General features: G+C 70.8%; 27 protein-coding genes. 16 read left to right on the forward strand and 11 right to left on the reverse strand.

The window, feature by feature from the left end:
• Positions 1-295: 295 nt before the first annotated feature.
• From ABZX12_RS42380 to ABZX12_RS42395, 4 genes are all read right to left on the reverse strand, one after another.
• The gene (locus ABZX12_RS42380; RefSeq protein ID WP_355701149.1) at positions 296-2,950 is read right to left on the reverse strand and encodes a glycogen debranching protein; all 2,655 of its coding nucleotides are present in this window, start codon (positions 2,948-2,950) and stop codon (positions 296-298) included.
• Positions 2,951-2,994: 44 nt separating this feature from the next.
• Positions 2,995-4,002 carry a LacI family DNA-binding transcriptional regulator gene (locus ABZX12_RS42385; RefSeq protein ID WP_355701150.1) on the reverse strand — a complete coding sequence of 336 codons (1,008 nt, stop codon included), beginning with the start codon at positions 4,000-4,002 and terminating at the stop codon, positions 2,995-2,997.
• Between the two features lie 73 nt (positions 4,003-4,075).
• Positions 4,076-4,852, reverse strand: a complete 777-nt coding sequence (locus tag ABZX12_RS42390; protein WP_355701151.1) for an LLM class flavin-dependent oxidoreductase — start codon at positions 4,850-4,852, stop codon at positions 4,076-4,078.
• Between the two features lie 108 nt (positions 4,853-4,960).
• On the reverse strand, positions 4,961-5,701 hold the full coding sequence (locus tag ABZX12_RS42395) for an SDR family oxidoreductase (protein ID WP_355701152.1): 741 nt from the start codon (positions 5,699-5,701) through the stop codon (positions 4,961-4,963).
• Positions 5,702-5,821: 120 nt separating this feature from the next.
• On the opposite strand from ABZX12_RS42395, the gene ABZX12_RS42400 reads away from it, so the two are divergent.
• Genes ABZX12_RS42400 through ABZX12_RS42415 form a run of 4 tightly spaced genes read left to right on the forward strand, consistent with a single transcriptional unit; the run spans position 5,822 to position 8,937 of the window.
• Positions 5,822-7,318: an AlkA N-terminal domain-containing protein gene (locus ABZX12_RS42400; protein ID WP_355701153.1), complete on the forward strand. Its 1,497-nt coding sequence runs from the start codon at positions 5,822-5,824 to the stop codon at positions 7,316-7,318.
• Positions 7,319-7,320: 2 nt separating this feature from the next.
• Complete coding sequence (locus tag ABZX12_RS42405; RefSeq protein ID WP_355701154.1) at positions 7,321-7,875, forward strand: GNAT family N-acetyltransferase; 555 nt, start codon at positions 7,321-7,323, stop codon at positions 7,873-7,875.
• Complete coding sequence (locus tag ABZX12_RS42410; RefSeq protein ID WP_355701155.1) at positions 7,872-8,363, forward strand: methylated-DNA--[protein]-cysteine S-methyltransferase; 492 nt, start codon at positions 7,872-7,874, stop codon at positions 8,361-8,363. The genes ABZX12_RS42405 and ABZX12_RS42410 overlap by 4 nt, the downstream gene beginning before the upstream one ends.
• A gap of 25 nt (positions 8,364-8,388) precedes the next feature.
• On the forward strand, positions 8,389-8,937 hold the full coding sequence (locus tag ABZX12_RS42415; protein ID WP_355701156.1) for a YdeI/OmpD-associated family protein: 549 nt from the start codon (positions 8,389-8,391) through the stop codon (positions 8,935-8,937).
• 126 nt (positions 8,938-9,063) lie between these two features.
• Here ABZX12_RS42415 and ABZX12_RS42420 read toward each other — a convergent pair whose 3' ends face one another.
• Entirely contained in the window at positions 9,064-10,293 is a 1,230-nt protein-coding gene (locus ABZX12_RS42420; RefSeq protein WP_355701157.1) for a cation:proton antiporter, read from the reverse strand.
• A gap of 1 nt (position 10,294) precedes the next feature.
• The gene (locus tag ABZX12_RS42425; RefSeq protein WP_355701158.1) at positions 10,295-10,771 is read right to left on the reverse strand and encodes a TrkA C-terminal domain-containing protein; all 477 of its coding nucleotides are present in this window, start codon (positions 10,769-10,771) and stop codon (positions 10,295-10,297) included.
• Positions 10,772-10,904: 133 nt separating this feature from the next.
• On the opposite strand from ABZX12_RS42425, the gene ABZX12_RS42430 reads away from it, so the two are divergent.
• The 3 genes from ABZX12_RS42430 (at position 10,905) to ABZX12_RS42440 (ending at position 14,788) form a co-directional block, all read left to right on the forward strand.
• Positions 10,905-11,447 (forward strand): PadR family transcriptional regulator, encoded by a 543-nt coding sequence (locus tag ABZX12_RS42430; RefSeq protein WP_355701159.1) that lies wholly within the window; start codon positions 10,905-10,907, stop codon positions 11,445-11,447.
• Positions 11,444-13,456 (forward strand): NADPH-dependent 2,4-dienoyl-CoA reductase, encoded by a 2,013-nt coding sequence (locus ABZX12_RS42435; RefSeq protein ID WP_355701160.1) that lies wholly within the window; start codon positions 11,444-11,446, stop codon positions 13,454-13,456. Before ABZX12_RS42430 ends, ABZX12_RS42435 begins: the two co-directional genes overlap by 4 nt.
• 99 nt (positions 13,457-13,555) lie before the next feature.
• Positions 13,556-14,788 carry an FAD-dependent monooxygenase gene (locus tag ABZX12_RS42440; protein WP_355701161.1) on the forward strand — a complete coding sequence of 411 codons (1,233 nt, stop codon included), beginning with the start codon at positions 13,556-13,558 and terminating at the stop codon, positions 14,786-14,788.
• Here the strand turns inward: ABZX12_RS42440 and ABZX12_RS42445 are convergent.
• Both ABZX12_RS42445 and ABZX12_RS42450 read right to left on the reverse strand, forming a co-directional pair.
• Entirely contained in the window at positions 14,738-15,328 is a 591-nt protein-coding gene (locus tag ABZX12_RS42445) for a TIGR03086 family metal-binding protein (protein ID WP_355701162.1), read from the reverse strand. The genes ABZX12_RS42440 and ABZX12_RS42445 overlap by 51 nt on opposite strands.
• A gap of 123 nt (positions 15,329-15,451) precedes the next feature.
• Complete coding sequence (locus ABZX12_RS42450; protein WP_355701163.1) at positions 15,452-16,030, reverse strand: HhH-GPD-type base excision DNA repair protein; 579 nt, start codon at positions 16,028-16,030, stop codon at positions 15,452-15,454.
• A 78-nt stretch (positions 16,031-16,108) separates the two neighbouring features.
• Here ABZX12_RS42450 and ABZX12_RS42455 point away from each other — a divergent pair, with 78 nt between their 5' ends.
• Together ABZX12_RS42455 and ABZX12_RS42460 are read left to right on the forward strand one after the other, a co-directional pair.
• Positions 16,109-17,014 carry a GntR family transcriptional regulator gene (locus tag ABZX12_RS42455; RefSeq protein WP_355701164.1) on the forward strand — a complete coding sequence of 302 codons (906 nt, stop codon included), beginning with the start codon at positions 16,109-16,111 and terminating at the stop codon, positions 17,012-17,014.
• A gap of 186 nt (positions 17,015-17,200) precedes the next feature.
• Positions 17,201-18,076: a hypothetical protein gene (locus ABZX12_RS42460; protein ID WP_355701165.1), complete on the forward strand. Its 876-nt coding sequence runs from the start codon at positions 17,201-17,203 to the stop codon at positions 18,074-18,076.
• Between the two features lie 86 nt (positions 18,077-18,162).
• On the opposite strand, the gene ABZX12_RS42465 is transcribed toward ABZX12_RS42460, so the two are convergent.
• Positions 18,163-19,122: an NAD-dependent epimerase/dehydratase family protein gene (locus tag ABZX12_RS42465; protein WP_355701166.1), complete on the reverse strand. Its 960-nt coding sequence runs from the start codon at positions 19,120-19,122 to the stop codon at positions 18,163-18,165.
• A gap of 67 nt (positions 19,123-19,189) precedes the next feature.
• On the opposite strand from ABZX12_RS42465, the gene ABZX12_RS42470 reads away from it, so the two are divergent.
• The 5 genes from ABZX12_RS42470 (at position 19,190) to ABZX12_RS42490 (ending at position 23,640) form a co-directional block, all read left to right on the forward strand.
• The gene (locus ABZX12_RS42470; RefSeq protein WP_355701167.1) at positions 19,190-19,864 is read left to right on the forward strand and encodes an SDR family NAD(P)-dependent oxidoreductase; all 675 of its coding nucleotides are present in this window, start codon (positions 19,190-19,192) and stop codon (positions 19,862-19,864) included.
• A gap of 95 nt (positions 19,865-19,959) precedes the next feature.
• Positions 19,960-21,480, forward strand: coding sequence for an LCP family protein (locus ABZX12_RS42475; protein ID WP_355701168.1), 1,521 nt, complete (start codon positions 19,960-19,962; stop codon positions 21,478-21,480).
• A gap of 86 nt (positions 21,481-21,566) precedes the next feature.
• Positions 21,567-21,935, forward strand: coding sequence for a YciI family protein (locus tag ABZX12_RS42480; protein WP_355701169.1), 369 nt, complete (start codon positions 21,567-21,569; stop codon positions 21,933-21,935).
• A 52-nt stretch (positions 21,936-21,987) separates the two neighbouring features.
• Positions 21,988-22,797, forward strand: coding sequence for an alpha/beta hydrolase (locus ABZX12_RS42485; RefSeq protein ID WP_355701170.1), 810 nt, complete (start codon positions 21,988-21,990; stop codon positions 22,795-22,797).
• Positions 22,798-23,013: 216 nt separating this feature from the next.
• The gene (locus ABZX12_RS42490) at positions 23,014-23,640 is read left to right on the forward strand and encodes a superoxide dismutase (protein ID WP_355701171.1); all 627 of its coding nucleotides are present in this window, start codon (positions 23,014-23,016) and stop codon (positions 23,638-23,640) included.
• A gap of 56 nt (positions 23,641-23,696) precedes the next feature.
• On the opposite strand, the gene ABZX12_RS42495 is transcribed toward ABZX12_RS42490, so the two are convergent.
• Positions 23,697-24,479 carry an alpha/beta hydrolase gene (locus tag ABZX12_RS42495; protein ID WP_355701172.1) on the reverse strand — a complete coding sequence of 261 codons (783 nt, stop codon included), beginning with the start codon at positions 24,477-24,479 and terminating at the stop codon, positions 23,697-23,699.
• Between the two features lie 157 nt (positions 24,480-24,636).
• On the opposite strand from ABZX12_RS42495, the gene ABZX12_RS42500 reads away from it, so the two are divergent.
• Together ABZX12_RS42500 and ABZX12_RS42505 are read left to right on the forward strand one after the other, a co-directional pair.
• Positions 24,637-25,095 carry a phage holin family protein gene (locus tag ABZX12_RS42500; protein WP_355701173.1) on the forward strand — a complete coding sequence of 153 codons (459 nt, stop codon included), beginning with the start codon at positions 24,637-24,639 and terminating at the stop codon, positions 25,093-25,095.
• Entirely contained in the window at positions 25,092-25,430 is a 339-nt protein-coding gene (locus tag ABZX12_RS42505) for a DUF3618 domain-containing protein (RefSeq protein ID WP_355701174.1), read from the forward strand. The genes ABZX12_RS42500 and ABZX12_RS42505 overlap by 4 nt, the downstream gene beginning before the upstream one ends.
• A 28-nt stretch (positions 25,431-25,458) precedes the next feature.
• Here the strand turns inward: ABZX12_RS42505 and ABZX12_RS42510 are convergent, their stop codons facing one another.
• The gene (locus ABZX12_RS42510; protein WP_355701175.1) at positions 25,459-26,733 is read right to left on the reverse strand and encodes an RNA polymerase sigma factor; all 1,275 of its coding nucleotides are present in this window, start codon (positions 26,731-26,733) and stop codon (positions 25,459-25,461) included.
• Positions 26,734-26,755 lie beyond the last annotated feature (22 nt).

Consider the following 26,755-nt stretch of genomic DNA (forward strand, 5'->3'; position numbering starts at 1 on the left):
ATCGACACGCTACTTCGATCGGGGTGGCGGGTCGAACGGAAACCGAGTGCCCTCGCGGTGGGGATCCCCACCGAGGTAGACCGGTGACGGGGTCTGCCGGCATCTACGGACCCGCTTCGGGAAGCTGGAGACGTCACTTTCCTTCAGCTGTGCGGGCCCCTCCGACTCATACTCGGAGGGGCCCGCTTTCTGGTCCGCTCGAAGACTCCGCAGTGCCGATATCCGGGCAGCACAAGGCCGGCCGGTGCGCGGAACGGTCGCGCACCGGCCGGCCAGGGCTCGGCTCAGGTCCGACTCACTGCAGCGTGATGGTGAGCGTCGTGTGCGCACCGCGCGCCGGCACCCGGACCTCCGTTCCACGGCTGGTCGTGACGAGCTGGTACTTCGCCGCGTGACCGTCGACCGCCACGCTCCGCACCGTCGCGCCCTTCGGGAGTACGGCGCCGACCGTGAGTGCCGCGCCGACGCCCTTCACGGTCACCTCGATCGACAATGCCTTATTTGTAAGGCGTGCCGACACGTCGACGGCTCCATGACCGACCTTGATATTGCGACCGGCAACCTTCTGCTGGCCTTCCGGCAGCTGCGGTACGACGGCGATCCGGCCGTGGCCCACATCGGGGTCGACGCCGAGCTGCTGGTGGATCACCGGCCAGAGGATCCCGTACGCGCCCCAGGCCTGCAGCGCCATCGAGCGGTCGTAGAACGGCCGGCCGATGTTCGCCGGGGAGTCGGGCGACGGGGCGATCTCCGGCATCGCGCCGGGCAGCTCCCAGACCGACGGGTCGAGCTGGATCCGCGCGTTGCCAGTGGTGTAGACCTGCTGCTGCTTCGTGCCCAGCCGCCCGAAGTTGCCCTCAGCAACGGCCATGATGGAGGTGTTCAGGCCGAAGATGCTGCGCTCGCTCTTCACCTGGGAGACGACCGGGTCACAGGACGGGCCCGGGTTGCCGGCCGGGTCGGAGGTCGGACCGGTGCCGGTGTGGTAGAGGCCGAACTCGCCTGTGTAGCAAGCCGTTTCGCGCTGGTCGAGCGCAACGTTCGCGTGCGCGTCCGACGCGAGCGGCGAGGTCTGTCCCGGCCGCGTCAGCACCGCTTCCATCGGCGTGACGCCGATCCAGTGCCGCTGGAAGATCGGCGTGTTGTCGTTGGCCGGATCGGCGGGGTCGTCGATCGAGTCGGCATACCCCTTCGCGGCCGGCACCCACCACTGCGCCTCGAACCGGGACTCGAGGTCGGTCGCCCGGGCGGTCGCCCACTGCTGCACCTTCGCGTCGTGCTTGGACGTGGCCAGGTCGGCCAGGTCCCGCAGGCCGCGGGCCAGGTACACGGTGCTGTCGAGCTTCTCGACACCCATCCCGGCGCGCTCGACGTTCGCCAGACCCTCGGGCCAGCCGTCGTTGTCCTTGTCGAGCTCGCGGTACACGTACTGCAGGTTCCGGACGCTGAAGTCGTACATCTCGTCGCGGAACTTGTCGTCGCCCGTCCACCGCCACAGCAGCGCGACCGTGCTCGGGAACTTGACCGTCTCGTCGGTGTTGCCGGCGCTCTGGTTCGACCCGAAGTACACGTCACCGGTCGGCGTCACCTCGTGCGCGACCTTGCCGCTGCGCTGGTTGAGCAGGTCGCTGACGTCGCGGAGTGCGCGCAGGTGTTGTTTCACGGTGTCGAACTGACCGGCCGCGACGGCCGCGAACGCGGTGTACTCGCCATCGGTCGCGAACAGCCAGGGGTAGTCCGGGAAGCCGGCGCCGAACCAGCGCGCGGCCGGCACGGTCCCGACCGGTGCCGCGTAGTCCTTGCCTTCGTTCACGTCCCGGATCCGCAGGTTGCGCGCCTCCTGCACGGAGTCCGCGAGGTTCTGTTTGCTCCACTCGACGCTCTGCTGCAGCAGCCGGTCACCAGGAAGGTCCACTGCGGACTGCGCGTCGATCTGCTGCCGGGCGGAGGTCTTTGCCCGCAGCAACTTCTCCGGGTTGCTCAGCGCCTTGCCGTACTCGCGTTCCGCGGCCTGGCTGCCCTGATCGGATCCGGCCACCGCGAACCAGATCGTCTGCTGCTGACCCGCGGCCAGCTGCACGTCGTACGTGAGTCGGCCGCCGGTGCCCTTGCCGACGAGCGAGTCGTCGCAGCGCGCGGGCGTCGTACCGTCGGCCGGGCAGATCACCGCCGGGCTCTGTGGCCCGCGGTGATTCGCGCCGAGCTGCGTGGTCGTCGGACGCAGGGACGATCCGACGAAGGCGGCGTAGTCGTGGGCGGTCGCGTTCGGGAACGACGGGGTGCCCTGCTCGCGGAACCGGAGCGCGCCGTTGCTGACGTCGCCGGTGTCCGGCAGGTTCGCGGCAGCGGCGTTCGGGGTGGTCCAGCCCCACGGGTAGGACTGCATCAGCTCCGAGTGCGCGTCGACGTCGAGCTTGACCGTCTTCGCCGTACTCGAGCTGAGCGTGAGGCCGACGAGCGTCGCGCGGATGCCGTCGGGGACGAAGTCGGTCCGGCGGACGTTCACGGCGCCGGTGTAGTCGATCCGGCTGTAGCCGTGCCCGCTGGTGTACTTCGCGGCGGGCAGCTGCTTGCCGAGCCAGTTCCCGTCGAGGCCGAACCAGATGCCGTCGAGCAGCTTGATCGGCTGCGACCAGAAGCCGCCCATCTCACCGCGGACGTGCCACCCGGCCGCGGGGTAGAGGCCGGACTCGTCGCCCATCGCGTAGGCCCGGTCGCCGACCACCAGCGAACGGCGATCGGTCAGGCGGGTCGTCTCGGAAAGCTCGGACCCGCCGGCAGCCACTGCGGTCGGGCTGCTGGTTGTGGAGTGGACCGTCGGGCCGGCGAGCGCGGAGGCGGTGCCGGCCAGGACGGTCGCCGTGGCGAGCAGGGCGATACCGGCGGTCCGGCGTGCCGGTCTGCTTCGGGGTGGGGCGGAGCTACTTCGGTTGGTCGGATAGGGAGTCATGGCGGTTCCTCCTTCTCACGGCGCCCGGGGAGAAGCGCCGAAAATCAGCCAGGGGCCGAGCTGCCCCTGATCACCAGTTCCGGTTGCAGCAGACGTCCGGCCGGTGCGGTGTCACCGGGCCCACCGGTCAGGATCGTGATCAGCTCCTCGGCGATCTGGTCCATCGGTTGCCGGAGGCTGGTCAGGCCGGGGGAGACGACCTCCGCGAGCGGCGAGTCGTCGAAGCCGGTGACGCCGACGTCGCGGCCGGGAGCGAGACCGCGGCGGGTCAGCTCGCGGAGCGCGCCGAGCGCGAGGATGTCGCTCAGGGCAACGATCCCGTCGACGGCGCCGTCGTCGTCGAGCAGCCGCGCGGTGGCGCGGGCGCCGTCCTCGATGGTGTCCTCGCGGCAACGGACCGCCAGCCCGGCGGTCGGCAGTCCGAGGTCCTTGCACGCGTCGCGCCAGCCGCCGGCCCGATCCTCGGCCAGGCCCGACGTCTTCGGCCAGCCCAGGAACGCGATCCGCCGGCGACCGGTCTCGTACAGGTGCCGCACCGCTGTCGCGGAGCCGGCCGCGCCGTCGACGTCGACCCACGGACCGGGCTGGGTGGTCTCCTTCCACACGCGGCCGAAGCTGACGAACGGGATGCCCTGCTGCTTCAGCCACCCGTGCCGCGGGTCGTGCGTCTCGGTCTGCGACAGCACGAACCCGTCGACCAGCCGGCGCGCGTGCAGGTCGTCGTACGTCGGCATGCCGTCGACGCCGCCCGGTGCGGTGAACAGCAGGATGTGCCGGCCGGTGCGTTCCGCGGCGGCGCACAGCGCGTGCAGGAACTGGTCCATCACCAGGTGCGTCTGGTTCGGCCAGCTCGGCACGCAGTAGCCGATCAGTTCGACCGCGCTGGTGCGCAGACTGCGGGCGTTACGATTGGGCCGGTAGTTGAGCAGCTCGATCGAGCGGTTCACCCGTTCGAGCGTGTCCGGGCGGAGGCGGTGCGGAGCGTTCAGCGCGTTCGACACCGTCTGCACGGAGACCTCCGCGTGGGCGGCAACCTGCTTCAAGGTAGCCACGGCGACCTCCCACGGGGGTTTGAACGTTAAAAACATCCGCAGTCTGCCCCCGAGCCGTCGCGCTGTCAACGGTTCAGAGCGCCGGCGGCCCCTGGCGCACGATCGCCAGGGTCTCGTCCGCCGGCATCGGCGCGATCCACCGCCCCCACCACGTGGCACCCGCCGCCGCGAACGCGCCCGGGTCCCCGCCGCTCACCTTCACGTCGGACGCGCCCGCTGCCAACAGCCTGACGACATCAGCGGGCGTGATCTGCTGCGGTGCGTCCGTACTGCCTTTGTAAGCACACGATCCGTCCCACCGCAGGATCCGCCGCCGCACCGCGGGCACAAGAAGGTTGCCTCCGACCCAGATCGGTATCCGCGGCGCCTGCACCGGCCGCGCCGTCAGCTGTGCGTTCCCCAGCGTGTAATGCTTCCCGCGGAAGGTCACCGGCCGGCCCGTCCACAGCTCGTCGATGATCGCCAGCCCTTCGTCGAGCATCTCCGCCAGGACCCGCGGGCTGTTGGCCTCCAGGAACGGATCGCCGGGATCCCCGAGGCCCACTCCGAGGATCAACCGGCCGCCGGACAGGTGGTCCAGCGCCATCGCCTCGGCAGCCACCTTCCACGGCCGCCGCCGGGGCAGTGGAGTGACGGTCGTCCCGATCCGGATCCGCTCGGTGGCCATCGCCATGGCCGCCAGACAGATCCACGGGTCGTACGTCGGGTAGGACGCGTCCCCCTGGTAGACGAGGTAGTCCTCCAGGAACAACCCGTCCCACCCCGAGTCCTCCACCACCCGGGCAAGCTTCGCCAGCCCACGCGGATCCCGCCCGGCGCCTGCCGCCCCCACCGTCACCGAAAACTTCACCCACCCGACGCTAACCCCAGCCACCGACAACCGAGCTCACCTCGGCCCGCCGCCGTTCACCCATCCGAGGGGACAACCCCGCCGATGATGGAGTGGGTGCCGGGTGGGTCAGGCGGTGTGGCCGCCGTCGATGGTCAGTTCGGTGCCGGTGATGTACGCCGCCTGCGGGCCGGCCAGGTAGGCGACCGCGGCGGCCACCTCGGCGGGGGTGCCGAAGCGGTCGAGGGCCAGGTCGGCGATCTGGGGCGCCGCGAACGGGCCGTCGGACGGGTTCATGTCGGTGTCGGTGGGGCCCGGCTGGATGACGTTGGACGTGATGTTGCGCGCGCCGAGCTCGCGGGCGAGGGCCTTGCTCAGGCCCACCAGCGCTGCCTTGCTCATCGCGTACAGCGTCATCCCGGGGCTCGTCACGCGCGCGGCCGCGCAGCTGCCCAGGTGGATCAGGCGGGCCCCGTCGGACAGCAGCGGTACGGCGGCCTGCGTGGCGGCGTACACGCCCCGGATGTTCACGGCGAGCACGCGGTCGACGTCCTGCGGTGTGAGATCGGTGATCGGGGCGATCGCGCCGACGCCCGCGTTGTTGACCAGGATGTCCAGCCCGCCCAGGGATTCCGCGGCCCGGCGGACGCCGTCCGCGACCGCGCCCGCAGCACCCGAGTCGACGGCGTACGCGAACCCGCGCCGCCCGAGTGCCTCGATCTCCTTCAGCACCGCGGTTGCGGCGTCCGCGGACGAGTTGTACGTGATTGCGACGTCCGCTCCGCGCTCCGCGAGCGCCACCGCCGTCGCCGCGCCGATCCCGCGGCTGCCGCCGGTCACCAGGGCCTTCTTGCCAATCAGTTCGTTCATGTCTTCCAGTCCAGCGGCCCGGATCGGCCGACGCTGGCGAGAATCCGCCACCGGGTCCTCGCGTCGCATTCCCGCGACCGGCCCTCCACCTCCATGTCGCAAATCCGCTAGCGACTGTCGGTGGCGGCAGGGATGCTGGAGGGCGTGTACGAGTGCAGGGAGCGATGCGTCCGCGCGGTGCAGTCCAAGGACGCCCGGTTCGACGGGTGGTTCTTCACGGCGGTGCTGACGACCAAGATCTACTGCCGGCCGAGTTGCCCGGTGGTGCCGCCGAAGGTCGAGAACATGCGGTTCTACCCGAGCGCGGCCGCCGCCCAGCAGGCCGGGTTCCGGGCCTGCAAGCGGTGCCGGCCGGACGCGAGCCCGGGTTCGCCGGAGTGGAACGATCGCGCCGACCTGGTCGCGCGGGCGATGCGCCTGATTGCGGACGGCGTCGTCGACCGCGACGGCGTACCGGGCCTGGCCGGCCGGCTCGGCTACAGCGTCCGTCAGGTGCAGCGCCAGCTCCAGGCCGAGCTCGGCGCCGGGCCGCTCGCGCTCGCCCGTGCGCAGCGGGCACAGACCGCGCGCCTGCTGATCGAGACGAGCGAGTTGCAGATGGCGGACGTCGCGTTCGCCGCCGGGTTCTCGAGCGTGCGGACGTTCAACGAGACCGTCCAGGAAGTCTTCGCGCTGGCGCCGACCGAGCTGCGCCGGCGGGCTCGCCGGGGGACGACGACCGCGGCGCCCGGCACGATCTCGCTCCGGCTCCCGTTCCGCTCGCCGTTGACGCCCGACAACCTGTTCGGCCACCTGATCGCGACCGGCGTACCGGGGGTGGAGGAGTGGCGCGACGGTCACTACCGCCGCACGTTGCGGCTCCCGCACGGTCACGGCGTCGTCGCCCTGCGACCGATGCCGGACCACATCGCGTGCCAACTCTCGCTGACCGACCAGCGCGACCTCGCGATCGCGATCAGCCGTTGCCGCCGGATGCTCGACCTGGACGCGGACCCGGTCGCCGTCGACGACCTGCTCGCCACCGATCCGGTGCTCGCTCCGCTGATCGCGAAGGCCCCGGGCCGACGTGTCCCGCACACCGTCGACGGCGAGGAGTTCGCCGTCCGGGCGGTGCTCGGGCAGCAGGTGTCGACGGCAGCGGCCCGGACCCACGCCCAGCGCCTGGTCCTGCAGCACGGCGAGCCGATCGAAGACCCGTCCGGCGGCCTCACGCACTTGTTCCCGACGACGCAGGCGCTGGCCGGGCTCGACCCCGAGTCGCTGGCCTTCCCGAAGTCCCGCCGTACGACGCTCACCACGCTGATCGCGACCCTCGCTGCCGGCGACATCGACCTCGGGGCCGGTGCAGACTGGGATCGTGCGCGCGAGCAGTTGGCCGCACTGCCCGGCATCGGGCCCTGGACGGTGGAGTCGATCGCGATGCGCGCGCTCGGTGATCCGGACGCCTTCGTGGCCAGCGATCTCGGTATCCGTTACGCCGCGCGTGACCTAGGCTTGCCCGAGGCCCCCAAACTCCTGACCGACCACGCCCGCGCGTGGCGGCCTTGGCGTGCGTACGCGGTGCAGTACCTGTGGGCCACCGGTGACCATGCGATCAACACGATCCCCGCGGAGTGACGATGACCGAGCTGACCACCGACCGCCTGCTGCTCCGGAACTGGCGCGATTCCGACCGGGAACCGTTCGCGGCGCTGAACACCGACCCGGCGGTGATGGAGCACTTCCCGGCGCCGCAGACGCGCGAGCAGAGTGACGCACTGATCGACCGGAACCAGCCGCTGATCGACGAGCGCGGCTGGGGGCTGTGGGCGCTGGAGGTCCGGGACACCGGTGAGTTCATCGGGTTCACCGGGTTGTCGGTGCCGAGCTTCGAGGCGCACTTCATGCCGGCCGTGGAGATCGGCTGGCGGCTCGCGAAAGGCGCCTGGGGCAACGGTTATGCGACCGAGGCGGCCCGCGCGGCGCTCGCACACGGGTTCGGCCCGGGCGGGCTGGACGAGGTGGTGTCCTTCACCGCGACCACCAATCTGCCGTCCCAGCGGGTGATGCAGCGGATCGGGATGACGCACGACGAGGCCGGCGACTTCGACCACCCGCGGATCCCGGAAGGCCATCGGCTGCGCCGGCACGTGTTCTACCGGATCGACCGCGCGCAGTGGGAGTCCACCCGGTGACGTACGCCGTCGTCGACAGCCCGCTCGGTCCGCTCACCCTGGTGGGCACCGACGCGGGCGAGCTGACCGGCCTGTTCATGGACAAGCAGCGGTACCGCCCCGATCCGACCAGGTTCGGCGATCGCGACGACTCCGCCCTGTCCGCGGTGGCCGAACAGCTCGACGAGTACTTCCACCACGGCCGCACGACCTTCGACGTACCGCTGCTCCTGGCCGGGACGGACTTCCAGCGCCGGATCTGGGCCGCTCTCCAGGACATCCCGTACGGCGTGACCACGACGTACGGCGGTCTCGCCGCGGACCTCGGGCTGAAGCCGCAGTCGGCCCGCGCGGTCGGACTGGCCAACGGGAAGAACCCGGTCAGCATCATCGTCCCGTGCCACCGGCTGGTCGGATCGACCGGGAGCCTCACCGGGTACGGCGGCGGCATCGAGCGCAAGCGGGCGCTGCTCGCGCACGAACGCGGAGAAAAACCGCTCATTGGATGAGCACTTATCCGGCGAAGCTGGTCCCATGGAGACCTTGGACTGTGTGGATGCGAACGAGTGGCGTGCCTGGCTGGAAGCCAACGGCCGGAGTGAACGATCCGTCTGGCTCGTGGTGCGCCGCGAGGCCGGCGGCCTGAACCTCGCGGCCGCGGTCGAGCACGCGCTGTGCTTCGGGTGGATCGACAGCAAGACGGTCCGGCGCGACGAGTGGACGACGTACCAGTGCTTCACGCCGCGGAACCCGCGCAGCACCTGGAGCAAGGTGAACCGCGAGCGGGTCGAGCGCCTGACCGCGGCCGGCCTGATGCGCGCGCCGGGGGAGGATCTGGTAACGCACGCCCGGCGAACCGGGACGTGGGACCTGCTGGCGGACGCCCAGAACCTGATCGTCCCGCCCGACCTGCAGGCCGCGCTCGCGGCCGACCCGCAGGCGGACGAGCAGTTCCGCGCCTTCCCACCGTCCACCCGCCGCACGATCCTCGAATGGATCACCCTCGCCAAGCGACCCGAAACCCGCGCGCGGCGCATCGCCGACACAGTCACCCAGGCAGCCGCCGGCATCCGCGCACGCTGACGCCTGCTGGTCGGGCGGACGCCCCGCACTCACCAACTGGCGGTGCACGAGTCGACGCACGCTCAAGCCCCGCCGAAGCCGGGCCACGAGCGGTGGTTGGTGAGCGGTGGCGGTCCGCGGCGCCGATCAGTGTGCGGGTGACGAAGGCGCCGTGGCTGTGTCGTCCAGACGCTCCGCGGCCGGGGCTTCGGTCGGCTTCCGCGGTTTGCGGGACAGGTGGCGGGCGAGTGGCTCGGTGTAGCGGGCGGCGATCGGGCCGAGGATGACGAGGATCAGGACGTACGCCGTGGCGAGCGGGCCGAGCTTCGGCTCGACACCCACCGCGAGACCGGCGATGACGATCGAGAACTCGCCGCGCGCAACCAGCGTCCCGCCGGCCCGCCAGCGACCCGCGGGCGAGATGCCGGCCCGCCGGGCGGCGTACCAGCCGGTGGCGATCTTGGTCAGCCCGGTGAGGATCGCCAGCCCGAACGCGACCGCCAGCACCGGCGGGATCTTCGCCGGGTCCGTGCTCAGGCCGAAGAACACGAAGAACACCGCGGCGAAGAGGTCCCGCAGCGGGCTGAGCAGGTTCCGGGCGCCGTGCGCCACCTCGCCGGACAACGCGATCCCGACCAGGAACGCGCCGACCGCCGCCGACACCTGCAGTTGCTGTGCGATCCCCGCGACGAGGAGCGTCAGTCCGAGGACGACGAGCAGCAGCATCTCCGGGTTGTCCGAGGAGACCGCCCGGCTGATCACCCGTCCGTACCGGAGTGCGACGAACAGCACGACACTCACCGTGCCGAGCGAGACCAGCAGCGTCATGCTCCCGCCGGCCAGTCCGACACCGGCCAGCAGCGCGGTGAGGATCGGCAGGTAGACCGCCATCGACAGGTCCTCGAGCACCAGGATCCCGAGCACCACCGGCGTTTCCCGGTTGCCCAGCCGGCCGAGGTCGCCGACGACCTTCGCGATCACGCCGGACGAGGAGATCCAGGTGACACCGGCCAGCGCGACCGCCGCCACCGGGCCCCAGCCGAGCAGCAACGCGACAGCCGCACCGGGCAACGCGTTCAGCAGGAAGTCGACCGCTCCCGAGATGTACTGCGTCTTCAGCGTGCCGACAAGATCCGACGCGGTGTACTCGAGCCCGAGCAGCAACAGCAGCAGGATCACGCCGATCTCGGCGCCGGTGGCAACGAACTCCTCGCTCGCCGCCAGCGGCAGCAGGCCGCCGTGCCCGAACGCGAGCCCGGCCAGCAGGTACAGCGGGATCGGCGAGAACCCGAGCCGGCCGGCGATCCGGCCGAGGATGCCGAGGGCAAGGATGACCGCGCCCAGCTCGATCAGCAGGGCGGTGATGTCCTCGTGCATCTCAGCCCCCGGCGATCAGGTCGGCCACGGCGTCCACGCCTTCGCGGGTGCCGACCACGACGAGCGTGTCGCCGGTCGCGAACCGGAAGTCGGGCGTCGGCGACGGCGTCGCCCCGGTCCGGCGCAGGACCGCGACGATCGACGCGCCGGTCCGGCTGCGGGCCTGGGTGTCACCGAGGGTCCGCCCGGAGTACGGCGACTTGGCGGTGACCGGGACGTGTTCGGTGACCAGGTCGATCTCCATCTCGCCGCGGACCGGGTCGAGCGGTTCCGGGATCAGCAACTGCGCGAGCGCGGCCGCCTCGTCCTGCCCCAGCGGGACGCTGGCCTGGCACTCGTCGTCGTCGTCGGGATTGTGGAAGCCCAGAAAGCGGCGCCCGTCGTTGTGCACCACCACCGAGACGTGTTTGCCGGCGTCGGTGACCAGGTCGTACCGGATGCCGATACCGGGCAACGTCGTCTTCGTCGGGTGGTTCATGGATACTCCGCTCCGGGATAGATGGCGTCTGCAACCATTCTCCCCCAGACCTCATCAACCTTGTCCGGACAAGTGATGTGACCTGGGCTGCAATCAGGTGCACTGCAACGAGTTGCATAGGTACGCTCCGGGAATGGCGCTGGAGCACGCGATTCTGGTTTCGCTGACCGAGCGGGCCGGGTCCGGGTACGAGCTGGCCCGGCGGTTCGACCGGTCGATCGGGTACTTCTGGCCGGCCACGCACCAGCAGATCTACCGGGTGCTGCGGCGGATGGACGAGGCCGGCTGGGTGAAACACACCGAGATCGCGCAGGACGGCCGCCCGGACAAGAAGGTCTACCGGGTCGCGGCGGCCGGGCGCGCCGAGTTGTCGCGCTGGCTGGCCGAGCCGGAGGATCCCGCCATCCTGCGCGACGGGCTCGGCGTGAAGTTGCGCGGCGCCTCGCTCGGCTCGGTCGACCTGGTGCTGCGGGAGATCGAGCGGCACCGGGCCGAGCACGCGACCCGGCGCGAGGTGTACCGCGGGATCCAGAAACGCGACTTCCCGAAGCCGGCCACGCTGCACGGCCGCGACCTGCATCAGTACCTCGTACTGCGTGGCGGGATCCGCGCCGAGGAGTCCTTCGTCGCCTGGTGCGACGAGGTGATCGACGCCCTCCGGAAGGACAGCCGATGAGTTCGTACCCGAAGTTGCTGGAGCCGCTCGACCTCGGCCATGTGGTGCTGCCGAACCGGGTGATCATGGGGTCGATGCACACCGGCCTCGAGGACCGGTCGAGTGATTTGCCCAAGCTCGCCGCGTACTTCGCCGAGCGCGCCCGCGGCGGCGTGGGCCTGATGGTCACGGGCGGCTACGCGCCGAACCGCACCGGCTGGCTCACGCCGTTCGCGTCCACGCTGATGACCAAGCGGCAGGCGCGCCGGCACCGGCTGCTGACCGGCGCCGTGCACGAAGCGGGCGGCCGGATCGCGCTGCAGATCCTGCACGCCGGCCGGTACTCGTACCACCCGTTCAGCGTGTCCGCGTCCGCTCTGAAGGCCCCGATCAACCCGTTCAGGCCGCGCGCGCTGTCCGATCGCGGCGTCCGGAAGCAGATCCAGGCGTACGTCGACTGCGCGGCGCTCGCCCGCGAGGCCGGGTACGACGGCGTCGAGATCATGGGCTCGGAGGGCTACTTCATCAACCAGTTCCTGTCCGAGCGGACGAACCGGCGGACCGACCGCTGGGGCGGCAGCCCGGAGAACCGCCGCCGGCTCGCGGTCGAGATCGTCCGGCGGACCCGCGAACGGGTCGGCGACGACTTCCTGATCATCTACCGGTTGTCGATGGCCGACCTGGTCGAGGGCGGGCAGACCTGGGACGACGTGGTCACGCTCGGCCGCGAGATCGAGGCGGCCGGGGCGTCGATCATCAACACCGGGATCGGCTGGCACGAGGCGCGGGTCCCGACCATCGTCACTTCCGTGCCGCGGGCCGCGTTCACCAGCGTGACCGCCGCGTTCAAGCCGCACGTGAAGATCCCGGTGGTCACGTCGAACCGGATCAACCTGCCGCAGGTCGCCGAGGAGGTGCTGGCCCGCGGCGACGCCGATCTGGTCAGCATGGCCCGGCCGTTCCTGGCCGACCCGGAGTGGGTGCTGAAGGCAACGACCGATCGGGCCGACGAGATCAACGTCTGTATCGCCTGCAACCAGGCGTGCCTCGACCACGTGTTCGCGAAGAAGAAGGCGAGCTGCATGGTCAACCCGCGGGCGGCCCGCGAGACCGAGCTGCGGCTGCTGCCGACCCGGCGGACGAAGAGCATCGCGGTGGTCGGGGCCGGGCCGGCCGGGCTGGCGGCGGCGGTGACGGCGGCCGGGCGCGGGCACCGGGTCGAGCTGTTCGAGGCGGATGCGGAACTCGGCGGGCAGTTCGGGATCGCGCGCCGGATCCCGGGCAAGGAGGAGTTCGCCGAGACGATCCGGTACTACCGGCGGCAGCTCGACCTGACCGGCGTCAAGGTGCACCTCGGCCGCCGGGCGGGCGCCGACGACCTGGCCGGGTTCGACGAGATCGTGCTCGCGACCGGCGTCGTACCGCGGGTGCCGGCGATCCCCGGGATCGACCACCCCAAGGTGCTCTCGTACGTCGAGGTGGTCCGCGACGGCAAGCCGGTCGGGGACTCGGTCGCGGTGATCGGGGCCGGCGGGATCGGCGTCGACGTCAGCGAGTTCCTGACCGGTACGTCGCCGGATCTCGAAGCCTGGAAGGCGGAATGGGGCGTCGGCGATCCGACACAGCTGCCCGGCGCGCTCGCCGTACCGCGGCCGGAACCGTCGCCGCGCAAGGTGTATCTGCTGCAGCGCAAGGCCGGGAAGATCGGCGCCGGGCTCGGGAAGACGACCGGCTGGGTCCATCGGGCCGCGCTGAAGAACAAGCAGGTCGAGCAGTTGCCGGGCGTCAACTACGAGCGGATCGACGACGAAGGCCTGCACATCTCGTTCGGCCCGAAGCGCGAGAAGCCGCGCGTACTGGCGGTCGACACGGTGGTGATCTGCGCCGGCCAGGAACCGGTCCGCGACCTCGCCGAAGCCCTCCGGGCAACCGGCCGCCCCGTCCACCTCGTCGGCGGCGCCGACGTCGCCGCCGAACTCGATGCCAAGCGGGCGATCGAGCAGGCGACCCGGCTGGCCCTCACCCTCTGATCTGGTGCACCACGGCCGGTGTACTAGTGCGCGCTGGCGCCGACTCCTCAACCTAGTGCACCGTGTACGGCGTACGCGCACTAGCTAAGGGGTTGTGAGATGAAGACTGTGCTGATTTCCGGTGGTGGGATCGCGGGGCCGGCGGCGGCGTTCTGGTTGCGGCGGTTCGGGTTCGCGCCGACGGTGGTCGAGATCGCGCCGGGGCCGCGGCCGGGCGGGCAGACCGTGGACCTGCGCGGGGTGTCGCGAGTGGTGGTCGAGCGGATGGGGCTGATGCCGGCGGTCGCCGAGCGGCAGCTGCACGAGCGCGGGCTCGCGTACGTGCGGGCCGACGGGCGGCAGTCCGCCGCGATGCCCGCGGAGCTCCTCGACGGCACGGGGCCGGTCGCCGAGATCGAGATCCTGCGCGGCGACTTGGCCGGGATCCTGGCCGACGCGACGCACGAGGTGGAGTACCTCTACGGCGACTCGGTCGTCGAGCTGACGCAGGACTCGAGCGGCGTCGACGTCACGTTCGCGAGCGGGACCCGGCGGCGGTTCGATCTGGTGCTCGGCGCGGACGGGGTGCACTCCCGGGTCCGGCGGCTCGGGTTCGGGCCGGAGGAGGAGTTCGTGCACCACCTCGGCGGCTACACGTCCTACTTCACGGTCGAGGCACCGGAGGACCTGAAGCACTGGATGAAGCTCTACACCGCGCCGGGTGGGCGCTGGGTCGGCCTGCGGCCGGATCGGGATCCGCGGTTCGCGAAGGCGCTGTTGAGCTTCCGGTCGCCGGTGCTCAGCTACGACCGCCGGGACGTCGAGGCGCAGAAGCAGTTGGTGCGGTCGCGGTTCGAGGGGCTCGGCTGGCACGCCCCGCACATCCTGAACCAGCTGGCCGCGGCCGACGACTTCTACCTCGACTCGACCAGCCGGGTCGTCGTACCGCAGTGGTCCCGCGGGCGGATCGCTCTGGTCGGTGACGCCGGATACTGCGGGTCCCCGATGGCCGGCCACGGTACGGCGCTGTCGCTCGTCGGTGCGTACGTCCTCGCGGGCGAGCTGGCCGCCGCGGACGGCGATCACGCGCGGGCGTTCCCGGCGTACCAGCACCGGATGCGGGCGTACGTCGAGCAGCGGACGGAGCTGCCGCCGGGCGGGATCAAGATGGCGATGCCGATGAGCACGTTCGGGATCGCGTACCGGGATCTCGTGCTGCGCGTGATGACGTCGCGGCTGCTGGCCGGGACCCTGGCGAAGGCAGCGATCGCGAAGCCGGACGCGATCGACCTGCCCCACTACTCAATCCAGCGGGGAGACCCACTCCGGGTTGCGGCCGAGGAGGGCGAGTAGCTGGTCGAAGTCGGGGGTCGTGCCGGAAACCTTGACGCTGCGTTCGAACGCGTAACCGGCGCCGCGGTTCGCGTCGGTGTCGGGGATCCGGCGGGCCAGCTGGAGCGCCTGCTCGACCAGGTCCGGCGGCGGATCGTACGGGACGTCGATCGCGCGGGCCAGGTCCCAGGCGTGTACGACGCAGTCGAGCTGGTGGAAGGTCAGCGCGATCCGGCGCGGGAACGAGCCGAACTCGCGGACCTCCACCAGCCGGTCCAGCGCACCGCCGTCGGCGAACGCGTCCGCGACCCGCACGTTCGAGCGGCGATAGGCGCCGGCCGGGTTGTCGCCGAGGCGGCCGCTGTTCCAGGTGTGGACGGAGGCGGTGCCGTTCAGCGCGGCGGCGGCCAGGCCCTCGTTCTGGCTGACCAGGTGGCGCATCAGGCCCCGGACGGTCCAGTCCGGGCACGGGGTGGGAAACCACAGGTGCTCAGGCCGGACCTGCATCACGACTTCCCCGAGCACCGCACCGGCCCTGCGATCCAGATCCCGGATGTCCATCCGCGCTCCTCCCGTCGCCCTAGTGAGCATAGAGCCGGACAGCGGACTTCGCAGGGAATCTCGTGGAGTACAAGGGACATCCCGCGTCCGGCTGCTACCGATCGGGCGCCGGTGTCTCGGGGATCAGGCCTTGGCGGCCGCCTTCGCCGCCTTCTTGAAGCTGCGCACCTCGCCCAGGGACGCGGCGTCCGTGACGTCGGCGATCGAGCGTCGCGAGCCGCGGTCGCCGTAGTTGCCGGCCGCCTCGCGCCAGCCCTTCGGCGTGACACCGCGCTGCTTGCCGAGCAGCGCGAGGAAGATCTTCGCCTTCTGCTCCCCGAACCCCGGGAGCGCCTTGAGCCGCTTCAGCACCTCGGCGCCGTCCGGCTTCGGGCGGCCGGCCAGCCAGATGTTGGCGGCGTCGCCGTCGTACTTCGCGATGATCTCCTGCGCGAGCGCGTGCACCCGGCGGGCCATCGAGCCGCCGTACCGGTGGATCGCCGGCGGGGTGACGCAGAGCTCGACGAACGTCTCCAGGTCGGTCGCGGCGATCTTGTGCAGGTCGAAACCGTCCATCCGGTTCGCGATCTTCAACGGGCCGGAGAATGCGTGCTCCATCGGGTACTGCTGGTCGAGGAGCATGCCGACCAGCAAGGCGAACGGGTCGTCGTTGAGCAACTTGTCGGCGTCCGGGTTGCCGGTGAGGTGCAGTTCGCGCAGCATGCGGCCCATCTTGACACGAAGTCCAGGTCCGGAGACTAGTGCGCGTACGATGTACGTGCACTAGGGTCAGGAGGGGTGATGGGCGAAGCGCCGTACCAGGTGATCGCCGCCGAGCTGCGGCGGCGGATCGAGGCCGGGGAGCTGCGGCCGGGGGAGCGGGTGCCGTCGACGCGGGCCTTGGTCCGCGACTTCGGAGTGGCGATGGCGACCGCGACCAAGGCGTTGCAGGTGCTGCAGGCCGACCGGCTCGTGCATGCCTCGCCCGGCGTCGGGACCGTGGTCGGACCGCCGCCGCGCTCCCGGCGTACCGCTGCCGGTCCCGACGACCTGCCCGACCTGGACCGCGACGAGATCGTCCGGATGGGGATCGCGATTGCCGACGCCGAAGGGCTCGCGGCGTTGTCCATGCGCCGGATCGCGACCGAGCTCGGAGTGTCGACGATGGCGCTGTACCGCTACGTCGGCGGCAAGGACGCGCTCGTCGTCCAGATGGTCGACGCGGCCATCGGTGAGTTTCCGTTGCGGGAGATCTCCGGGAGCTGGCGAGACGCGGTGACGGCGGTGGCGCGCGTGCACTGGGCGGCGTACCGGCGGCATCTCTGGCTCGCGAGCGCGATCAGTCTGAGCCGGCCGCAGCTGGTGCCGCGGCTGCTGCCGCACACGGATGCGGTCCTGCGGGCGTTACGCGGATTCGGGAAGAGCGCGGCGTTGTCGGCGACGATCAGCCTGTTCGCGTACGTGCGGGGGATCGCGCTGGTGATGGAGTCCGAGGCACAGGCCGAGCAGGACACCGGCGTGACCGCGGACGAGTGGGCCGACCGGCAGGGCGACCAGCTGGCGGCGATGATCGCGGCCGGAAACCTGACGGCGTTTCAGGAACTCCTGGCCGACGGCTTCGACTACGACTACGACCTGGACCAGCTGTTCGAGTTCGGCCTGGCGATCTTCCTCGATGGGCTCGCCGCGCGGGGAAGGGGTGTCTGATGTCCCCGCGCCTACTGCGCGGCACTCGGCACGGCACCTCGCCGCACGGGTGCAAAGGCCACGATGCTCCGCATCGAGACCTTCGCCCCCGCACGCCGATGCACCGCACCGAGCACCTGCTCGCGACGGCGCGGGAACATCAGACACCCCTTACGCTGAGTGCTGACGTCTTCTCCGGAGGTGGCGATGGAGCCTGTGTTCGCGCCGGGTGTGCCGGTCGGCGTACGGCGCTTGTACGAGCGCCGGCCGGAGTTGTTCGTGGCGGCCGACGCGCCGCGGCCGAAGCGGCAGACGTCGTGGTCGGCGGCGCCCGGCAACACGTTCGGGACGCTGCTGGTGTGGCTTGCGGTGTGTGTCGGGGGCTGGATCCTGGCGCTGATCATCATGGCCGCCACGCTGCCGGCGTCCGTTGCCGCGTGGGGATCCGTCGGGCTGGCCGGGGTCGCGGTGCTGGCGACCGGCGGCATCCTGGTGAAGACGGCGGTCGAGGACCGCGGGCACAAGGCGGTCCGGTTGCAGCACCGGAAGTACCTGCTGCCGGAGGACTTCGACGACCGGGCCGCGCGGCTGCTGACCCGGGCGCAGCGCGCGGTGAAAACGGTGCTCGAGGCAACGGTCACCCGGCGCGGTCTGCTCGACGAGGTGAAGAACGAACTGGTTCTGCCGGAGCAGCTGTGGGACATCGCGCAGGTGCTCCGCGAGCAAACCGTACTGCGGGCCAGGCAGGCGGACGTCGCACGCGGCATGGCGACCGCTGAGCTCGACGCCGTCCTTGGCCCGCAGCGTCGCGCACTCGCGCTGTCGGTGGAGGCGATCACCCGCAAGGTGGACCTGCTGAACCAGTACGCCGACCGAGTCCGCTCCGCCGACGCCGCCCTGCGCGCCGAGGCGGCGCTGGAGGACGGCGACCGCTACATCGAACTCCTCGCCCGCACCGAACCCGTAGGCGACACGTCCGTAGTCCAAGGCTTCGCCGACGAGGCAGCCGCCCTGAAAGACACCCTCACCCGCTCCATCAACGCCGCCCGAGACGCCGGCCGCACCCTCGCGCTGCCCGAGTAGGTCGCCCGCCCGAATTTGGCTGGTCAGCCATCGAAATGAGGGGTTCGGTACCCGCAACCAGGGTGCAGAACCCGGAAGTTGGTGGGTCAGCCAGGCAAATTGTGCTGGGCGAGGAGGGTGGCCTCGGCGTCTGGGGTGAGGCCGATGGCGAGGGGTGGGACGCCTCGGCCGCGGTCCCAGCGGAGGACGTCCGCGACTGTCTGGCGGAGGGGTGTGACTGGCATGCCAGCCGCGCGAGCCTTGGCGGGGTTACGGCGACGTTCGCCCCACTCGGCTTCGGGGTCCATCAGCGGGAAGCGGGGCGGGACGGCGTCGAACGGGATCGGGATGATGTCGGCGGCTGTGCCGGACAGGTCTGCCGCGGTGTGGATCAGCTCGGCCATGGTGGAGTCGGGGCCGACGGCGTTGTAGGCGCCGGAGCGGTTGTCGGCGACGAGACGCAGGATCAGGCCGGCGACGTCGCGGCTGTCGACCAGTTGCAGCGGGGCCTCAGGACTGGTCGGGAGGGCGATGCGTCCGCCCTGAGCGCCGCGGCGGATCCAGTACAGCGCCGTACCGGAGGAGTCGCCGGGCCCGGTGACCCGGCCGGGACGGACCAGGGTGGCGCGATCGCCGTACCGCTCGACGACGTCGTCCTCACAGGCGACCTTGCAGGGTCCGTACGTGTCGTTCGTGAGCACGTCGGCGTCGCGCAGCGGCTCGCGGCGCGGCGCGGTCTCGTCGGTCCCGGCCGGCAGGTCCCGGACATAGACCGCGTGGCTCGAGACGAACACGTACCGCCCGACCCGGTCGCCGAGCACGTCCATGGCCTGGTCGACGTCCCGGGTCCGGAACCCGCTGGTGTCCACCACCGCGTCCCACTCACCGGTCCGCAGCGCCGCGTAGTCACCGGCCTCGCGATCCCCGATCAGCTGCGTCACGCCGTCGGGCAGCGGAGCTCCGCTCTTCCCGCGACTGAACGACGTCACCTCGTGGCCCTGGGCCAGCGCGTCGTCCACGATCGCGCGCCCGACAAACCCGTTCCCGCCCAGCATCAGAATCCGCACAACCGCCCAACCTAGTCCCGCCCCGTCACCACCGCGACCTGATTAGACAGGACCTAGGCTGGCCGCCATGACCAACACAGTGGTGGTTGCCGGTGGCACCGGTGCGCTCGGCGTGGCGGTGACCGCGCAGTTCCTGCGCGCGGGGTGGCGGGTCGTCGTCCCCGGGCGGTCCGAGGAGTCGCTGGCCCGGCTCGGCACCGACCCGGCGCTGAACCCGATCGTCGCCGACCCGTTCGACCCGGCCGGTACGGCGGACGTCGTGGCGCTCGCCGCGTCCGACGAGAACGCCCCGCTGACCGCCCTGGTCAACCTCGTCGGCGGGTTCGCGTCCGGCGCGCGGGTGCACGAGACGCCGGTCGAGGACTTCGAGAGCATCCTGCGGCTCAACCTGCGGCCGACGTACCTGATCACCCGGGAGGTCCTGCCGCACCTGGTCGCGGCCGGTGGTGGAGCGATCGTTTGTACGTCGAGCCGCGCGGCGCAGCACCCGTTCTCCGGCGCGGCCGGGTACATCACCGCCAAGGCCGGGGTGATCGCGTTCGCCGACGCCCTGCACGCGGAGTACGCGCGTGACGGCATCCGGGTGAACACCATCCTGCCCGGCACCATCGACACCCCCGCGAACCGCGCCGCGATGCCGGACGCCGACACCAGCCGGTGGACGCCGCCGGACCGGATCGCCGCCGTGGTCCGGTCGCTCGTCGAGACCGAAGGGTTCGACGGCGCTCATCTGACCGTTTGACAACCGATTGACCCTGTAACACGTCTGAACAGGTACAGCGTGCATCCTTCGGGGCACACTGATAGCGGGGGATCGACGGGGAGACAGGGGTGCCGATGGGGACTGCGCGCGCGACGGCGAAGCGGCCGCGGTCGATGCCGAACTTGCTGGGATCCACCCTGTTGGGCGCGCTCCTTCCAGGACTCGGGCTGATCATCGGCGGGCGACGGCGGATCGGTGCGTTCGTGCTCACGCTCTTCCTCGGCCTGGTCGGACTCGGTGTGTACGTCGGTCTGACCCGGCGTGACGAGGTGCTGGCGGCCACTGTCGTACCGAGCCGGCTGCTGATCACGTCGGTGGCGATCGGCGCGCTCGCGTTCGTCTGGATCGTGGTCGTCGTGGCGTCGCACCGGTCGTTGCGCCCGGCAACGGGAGGGGCCGGCGGCCGGGCCTTCGGCGCGCTCTTCGTCGGGCTGTTGTGCTTCGCGATCGCCGCACCGGCCGCGGTCGGCGTCCAGAGCGTGCTGGCGCAGCGGACGCTGGTGCAGGACGTCTTCCAGGCCCAAGGCGAGAGCAAGAGCGCGACCCGGCCGTCGACGGTCAACACCAAGGACCCGTGGGAGAACAAGCAGCGGCTGAATCTACTGTTGCTCGGCGGGGACGACGCGCCCAGTCGTGAGGGTGTGCGCACCGACACCGTGATCGTGGCGAGCATCGACACCAGGACCGGGAACACGGCGCTGATCTCGCTGCCGCGGAATCTGACCTTCATGCCGTTCCCGGCGGACTCGCCGCTGCGCAGGTACTACCCGGACGGTTTCGGCAAGGAAGGTCTGAGTCTGGACGGCCGGCTGGAGTGGATGCTGACCGCGATGTACCAGAACGTCCCGGACGCCCACCCGGGCATCCTCGGGCCGTCGGACAACGAGGGCGCGGACGTGCTGAAGCAGTCGGTCGGCGAGGCGATCGGGCTGAAGCTCGACTACTACCTGCAGGTCAACCTGCAGAGCTTCCCGGAGATCGTCGACGCGCTCGGCGGGATCCGGGTGAACGTCAACGAGCGGGTCGCGATGGGCGGCGTCAGCAGCTCGCACATCCCGCCGAAGGAGTGGATCGAGCCGGGACCCGACCAGCACCTCGACGGGCGGCACGCACTGTGGTTCGCCCGCGGGCGGTACGGCGCCGACGACGACCAGCGGCAGGTCCGGCAGCGGTGCGTGATCAAGAGCATCGTCGACGCCGCCGATCCGCAGACCCTCGTCACGAAGTACAAGGCGATCGCCCGCGCCGGTCAGCACCTGCTGCGGACCGACATCCCGCAGGAGCTGCTGCCCGCGATGGTGCAGCTGGCCCTGAAGGTGAAGTCGGGAACGGTTTCGAACGTCACGCTCGACTCCGAGAAGCTCCGCCTGAAGTACCTGCACCCCGACTACCAGGCCCTCCGCGACACCGTCGAGAACGCCCTCGAGTCCACGCCGCCACCGACGACCACCCCGACGACCACCCCGCCGGCCACCCCGGCCGCGCCGGCCAGCACCCGCAATCCGGCCGCCCCGACGACGACCGCACCCCCGGGCCCGACCCAGAACCTGGCCGACGCCTGCGCCTACAACCCGGCCGGCGACCAGCCCAACTGAAATCACCCGGTGCCGGGTGTCGATCCGGCGGGGACCCGCTCGACGTGAGAGTAAGTGATGAACCGAAACCACGAGGAGCGGCAGCGATGCGCTACATGATCATCAACAAGGCGGACGCCGACAGCGAGGCCGGGAAGTTGCCGGCGCCGGAGGTGGCCGAGGCGGTCGGTGGGGTCGTCGAGGACCTGTCGAAGGCCGGCGTCCTGCTGTTCGCCGAAGGCGTGCACCGCAGCGCGCTCGGCGCCCGGGTCAAGGTCGACGGCGGCAAGCGCACGGTGACCGACGGCCCGTTCGCGGAGACCAAGGAGCTGGTCGGCGGGATGATCGTCGTCGAGGTCCGCAACCGCGACGAGGCGATCGAGTGGGCGGCCCGGCTGGCCGAGGCCCTCGGCCAGGAGGTCGAGGTCCGCCGGGTCGTCGAGGAAGCCGACTTCGGACCGGATGCGGACGTTTAGGTCCTACTCGAACTGACTGTCCATCCGCGGCGGTCCCGTTCGTGGCACTGCCATGAACAACACACTGAAGGTTTCCGACGCAGAGCTGTACTACGAGGTGCGCGGATCAGGACCGCTGGTGGTCCTGGTCGGCGCGCCCATGGACGCGGACGCGTTCGCGCCGCTGGCCGACCTGCTGGCGGCCGACCACACCGTGCTGACGACGGATCCGCGCGGCGTGAAGCGGAGCACGCTCGAGGCCGGCGGTACGTCGCGGCCCGAGCAGCGGGCCGACGACCTGGCCCGGCTGATCCGGCACGTCGACGCGGGCCCCGCCGTCGTCCTCGGCTCCAGTGGGGGCGCGGTCAGCGCGCTGGCGCTGGCGCAGGCCCACCCGGAGCTGGTCCGGACCGTGATCGCCCACGAACCGCCGCTGGACCGGCTGCTGCCGGACGCGGAGGAGCTGCTCGCGAAGTCGGAGAAGCTGATGGCCGACTACCTCGCCGGAGACGTGACCGGCGCCTGGAAGCAGTTCTTCGCGGTCGCGAACATCCAGCTGCCCGCCGAGGTCGTGGAGATGATGTTCGGCGCCGACCGCGACCCCGAGCAGCTGGCGACCGAGCGGTTCTGGTTCGGCCACGAGATGCGCGAGTCGATCAGCTGGCTGCCGGACCTCGACCGGCTCCGCGCGGCCGATGTCGTGGTCGGGATCGGCGAGGAGTCCACCGGTCAGCTCTGCGACCGGACCTCGACCGCGCTGGCGGCCCGCCTGGGCGTCGAGCCGACCCGGTTCCCCGGCGACCACACCGGTTTCGTGGAGCGTCCGGAGGCGTTCGCGAAGACGCTGCGCGACCTGCTGGAAGGCGTCCGCCGGTCGAGGTGAGACTCGCGCGTGGGTTGTCGGGGAGAGTATGTGAAGCTGGGGGTGTTCGGTGCGTACGCCGGGGTGTGCGGGCGGTCGCATCGGGCACCGGTCGGGACGCCGCGTTCGTCCGCGTGGCGACTTGACCTCAACCGTGGTTGAAGTTTCAAGCTGGTGCCGCTGAGACAGGACATCGGAGATATCGGCCTCGTGTGAGGCCCTGACGAAGGAGCAGAGTTGACCACGTACACGCTTCCCGACCTCCCCTACGACTACGGCGCACTCGCGCCGAGCATCGCCGGCGAGATCATGGAGCTGCACCACGACAAGCACCACGCGACCTACGTGAAGGGTCTGAACGACACCCTGGACAAGCTGGCCGAGGCCCGCGAGAAGGGTGACTTCGGCGCGATCGTCGGGCTGGAGAAGACGCTCGCCTTCAACCTCGGCGGTCACGTCAACCACTCGATCTTCTGGAAGAACCTGTCGCCGGACGGTGGCGACAAGCCGGACGGCGAACTGGGTGCGGCGCTCGACGACGCGTTCGGTTCGTTCGACGCCTTCCAGGGCCACTTCACCGCGGCGGCGACCACCATCCAGGGCTCCGGCTGGGCGATCCTCGGCTGGGACGCGCTGGCCGGGAAGCTCCTGGTCCACCAGCTGTACGACCAGCAGGGCAACCTGCCGGCCGGCCAGATCCCGCTGGTGATGCTGGACATGTGGGAGCACGCGTTCTACCTGCAGTACAAGAACGTGAAGCCCGACTACGTCAAGGCGTGGTGGAACGTCGTGAACTGGGCCGACGCCCAGGCTCGCTTCGACGCGGCCCGCGCCGGCGCCGGCGCCCTGATCACCGGCGCCTGACACACCCCGCAGTACGACGAAGGGCGTCCGGCGTGCAGCCGGACGCCCTTCGCGTGTCAGGCACAGAACCCGGCGATCACCGGGGCGATCGCCGCCGCCTTGATGACGTGGTTCTGACCCGGTACCTCGGTGTGCGCGGCGCCCGGTACCGCCGCCGCGAGCGCCCGGGTCGAGTTCTTCATCCAGGTCGGGCTCTTGCCGCCGTTCACGACCAGCACCGGCTGCTCGATCGCGGCCCACTGGGTGGCGTCCATCGGGTCGCCGAAGCAGTTGCCGCCGAGCACCTGGGCGTCGTACGGCAAGGTGTGCGCGATCGCCTTCATCGGCTTCCAGGCCGGCATCAGCTTCATCATCGTGACGAAGATCCCGGGCAGTCCGATGCCCTTGGTGAAGAAGTACCTGATCGCGTCGTCCGGCGCGAGGGCCTGGAGGTCGGACACCCAGCTGCGCGGGATCTGCTTGCGGCTGTCGTCGACGACGTACGGCGGCTCGAACGCGGCCAGCTTCTCGATCGGCAGCCCGGCCGCCGCTGCCCGCAGCGCGAGCGCCGCACCGGACGACGAGCCGTAGACGTACGCCGACCCGCCGGCCGCCTCGATCACGGCGGCCAGGTCCTCGATTTCACGCTCGACGGAGTACTCGTTCGCGTCGCCGGAGTCGCCGCGGCCGCGCCGGTCGTAGTTGTGGACGGTGAACCGGTCCGCCAGCGCCTCGGCGAGCTCGGGCATCGGCCCCTGCGCGCGGGAGCAGAGCGCGCCGTCGACGAGGACCAGGGCCGGGCCGTCGCCGCGCCGGTCGTAGGCGATGGTCGTGCCGTCCTTCGAGACCACGGTGTTCATGATGGTTTCCTCCCGGTGGGTGACGATCTCACCACTGCGTCGAGCGCCGGGTCCGGCCGTTCGACAGGGTGTGACGCAGATCACTTTCGCGCGGATCCGTTGCGTGACGATCGGTGCGGCTGGGTACCGGTGCGCCAATCGAGTACGGGAGGCGGCCATGACCACACGTCCGGAACTGGTCCGGCGCGAGACCGGGCTCACGGAGCTGAACGGCCGGGAGGCGAACATCGGCCGGCTCGTGAGTCAGGCAACCAGCGACCTCAGCCAGTTGGTACGTGACGAGGTGCAACTGGCCAAGGTCGAGCTGAAGGAGAAGGGCAAGGAGGCCGGTGTCGGCGCCGGGTTGTTCGGCGGAGCCGGCGCGATCGCGCTGTACGGCCTCGGCGCCCTGGTCGCGGCGGCGATCCTCGGGCTCGCGACCGCGTTGCCCGCCTGGTTGTCGGCGCTGATCGTCGCAGCAGTCCTGTTCGTGATCGCGGCGATCGCTGCACTGCTCGGCAAGCGGCACGTCGGCCGCGCCGGTCCACCCGTCCCGAAACGTGCCGTCGACGGCGTGCACGAGGATCTTGAAGCGCTCAAGGGCCATCATCAGCCAGAAGGGAAGAGCACCCCATGAGCACCACGAAGAACGCTGCACACCGGGAGCCGATGACGGAGAGCCAGACGCTCCGCGAGGACCTCGACCACACCAGGCAGCACCTGGCCGACACGGTCCAGGAACTCAGCCGGCGGCTCAACATGCCGAACCGGATGAAGGAGACCGCGGCGAGCGCCGGGCATCGCGTCTCGGACGCCGCCGGTCAGACCGGTCAGCTGATGAAGCAGGTACCGGACGCGATGAAGGGCCTGCCCGCAAAGAGCAAGAGCCACCCGAAGATGGCTGCCGCCGTCGGCGGCGCGATGGTTCTCGGCGCGGGCGCGGTGGCCTGGATGGCGCGCCGGCGCAAGTAACACAAGTGGTAGAGGCGTATCTCGAGGGTCAGCAGGCGGCGGCGCGCTCCAGGAGCAGCTTGCGTTCGCGCTCGTTGCGGGTGAGCGCTGCCGCCCTCTCGAATTCTGCCCGCGCCTCGTCGAGCCGGCCGAGCTTGAACAGCAGATCCCCGCGGACGCTCGGCAGCAGGTGATAGTCCTTCAGGGACGGGTCGTCCGCGAGCAGGTCGACCGCCTGCAGGCCTCGTTCCGGGCCGAACGCCATCGAGATCGCGACCGCCTGGTTCAGCTCCACGACGGGTGACGGCGTGACCTGCGCGAGGACGGCGTACAGGCCGGCGATCCGGGCCCAGTCGGTGTCCTCGGGGTCGGCCGCGCGGGCGTGGCAGGCGGCGATGGCGGCCTGCAGCAGGTACGGGCCGGGCGGCTTCTCCAGGGCCCAGGCGCGGTCGATTCCTTCGAGGCCGCGGCGGATCAGCAGCCGGTCCCAGCGGCGGCGGTCCTGGTCGAGCAGCAGCACCGGCTCGCCGTCGGCGCCGACACGCGCGTTCGCCCGCGACGACTGCAGTTCCATCAGCGCCAGCAGGCCGAGGACCTCGGGCTCGGTCGGCATCAGCTCGACGAGCAGCCGGCCCAGCCGCATCGCCTCGTTGCACAACGCCGGCCGCATCCAGTCGTCGCCGGCCGTCGCCGAGTATCCCTCGTTGTAGATCAGGTAGACGACCTCGAGCACGGACTGGAGCCGATCCAGCAGGTCCGGCCCGGACGGCACCTCGAACTGGACCTCGGCCTTGGCCAGGTTGCGCTTGGCGCGGACGATGCGCTGCGCGATCGTCGCCTCCGGGGAGAGGAACGCCCGGGCGATCTCGTCGGTCTTCAGACCGCCGAGCAGCTTGAGCGTCAGCGTCACCCGTGCGTCCATGGTGAGCACCGGGTGGCAGGCGGTGAACACCAGCCGGAGCAGGTCGTCCTCGATGTGGTCCTCGAGGATCGCCTCAACCCTGCTTTCCACGCTGTCCTCGACGCTGTATTGTCCGCCGTCGATCTCCAACTCGTGGCCCATCTCGGCGAGCTTGCGCTGGTAGGTCTCCTTGCGCCGGATCAGGTCGATCGCCCGCCGCTTGGCGATCGCCATCAGCCAGGCGCCCGGGTTGTTCGGTACGCCCGACTCCGGCCACTGCTCCAGCGCGGCCACCAGGGCGTCCTGCGCCAGCTCCTCCGCGAGCCCGACGTCCCGCACGATCCGCGCGACGCCCGCGACGATCCGCGCCGACTCGATCCGCCAGACCGCGTCGACCGCCCCCTGCGCATCCGTTACCGTCACCCGCCGATAGTAGATCCGGGAG

This window comes from Kribbella sp. NPDC003505 (genome assembly GCF_040610875.1).
Lineage (GTDB): Bacteria > Actinomycetota > Actinomycetes > Propionibacteriales > Kribbellaceae > Kribbella.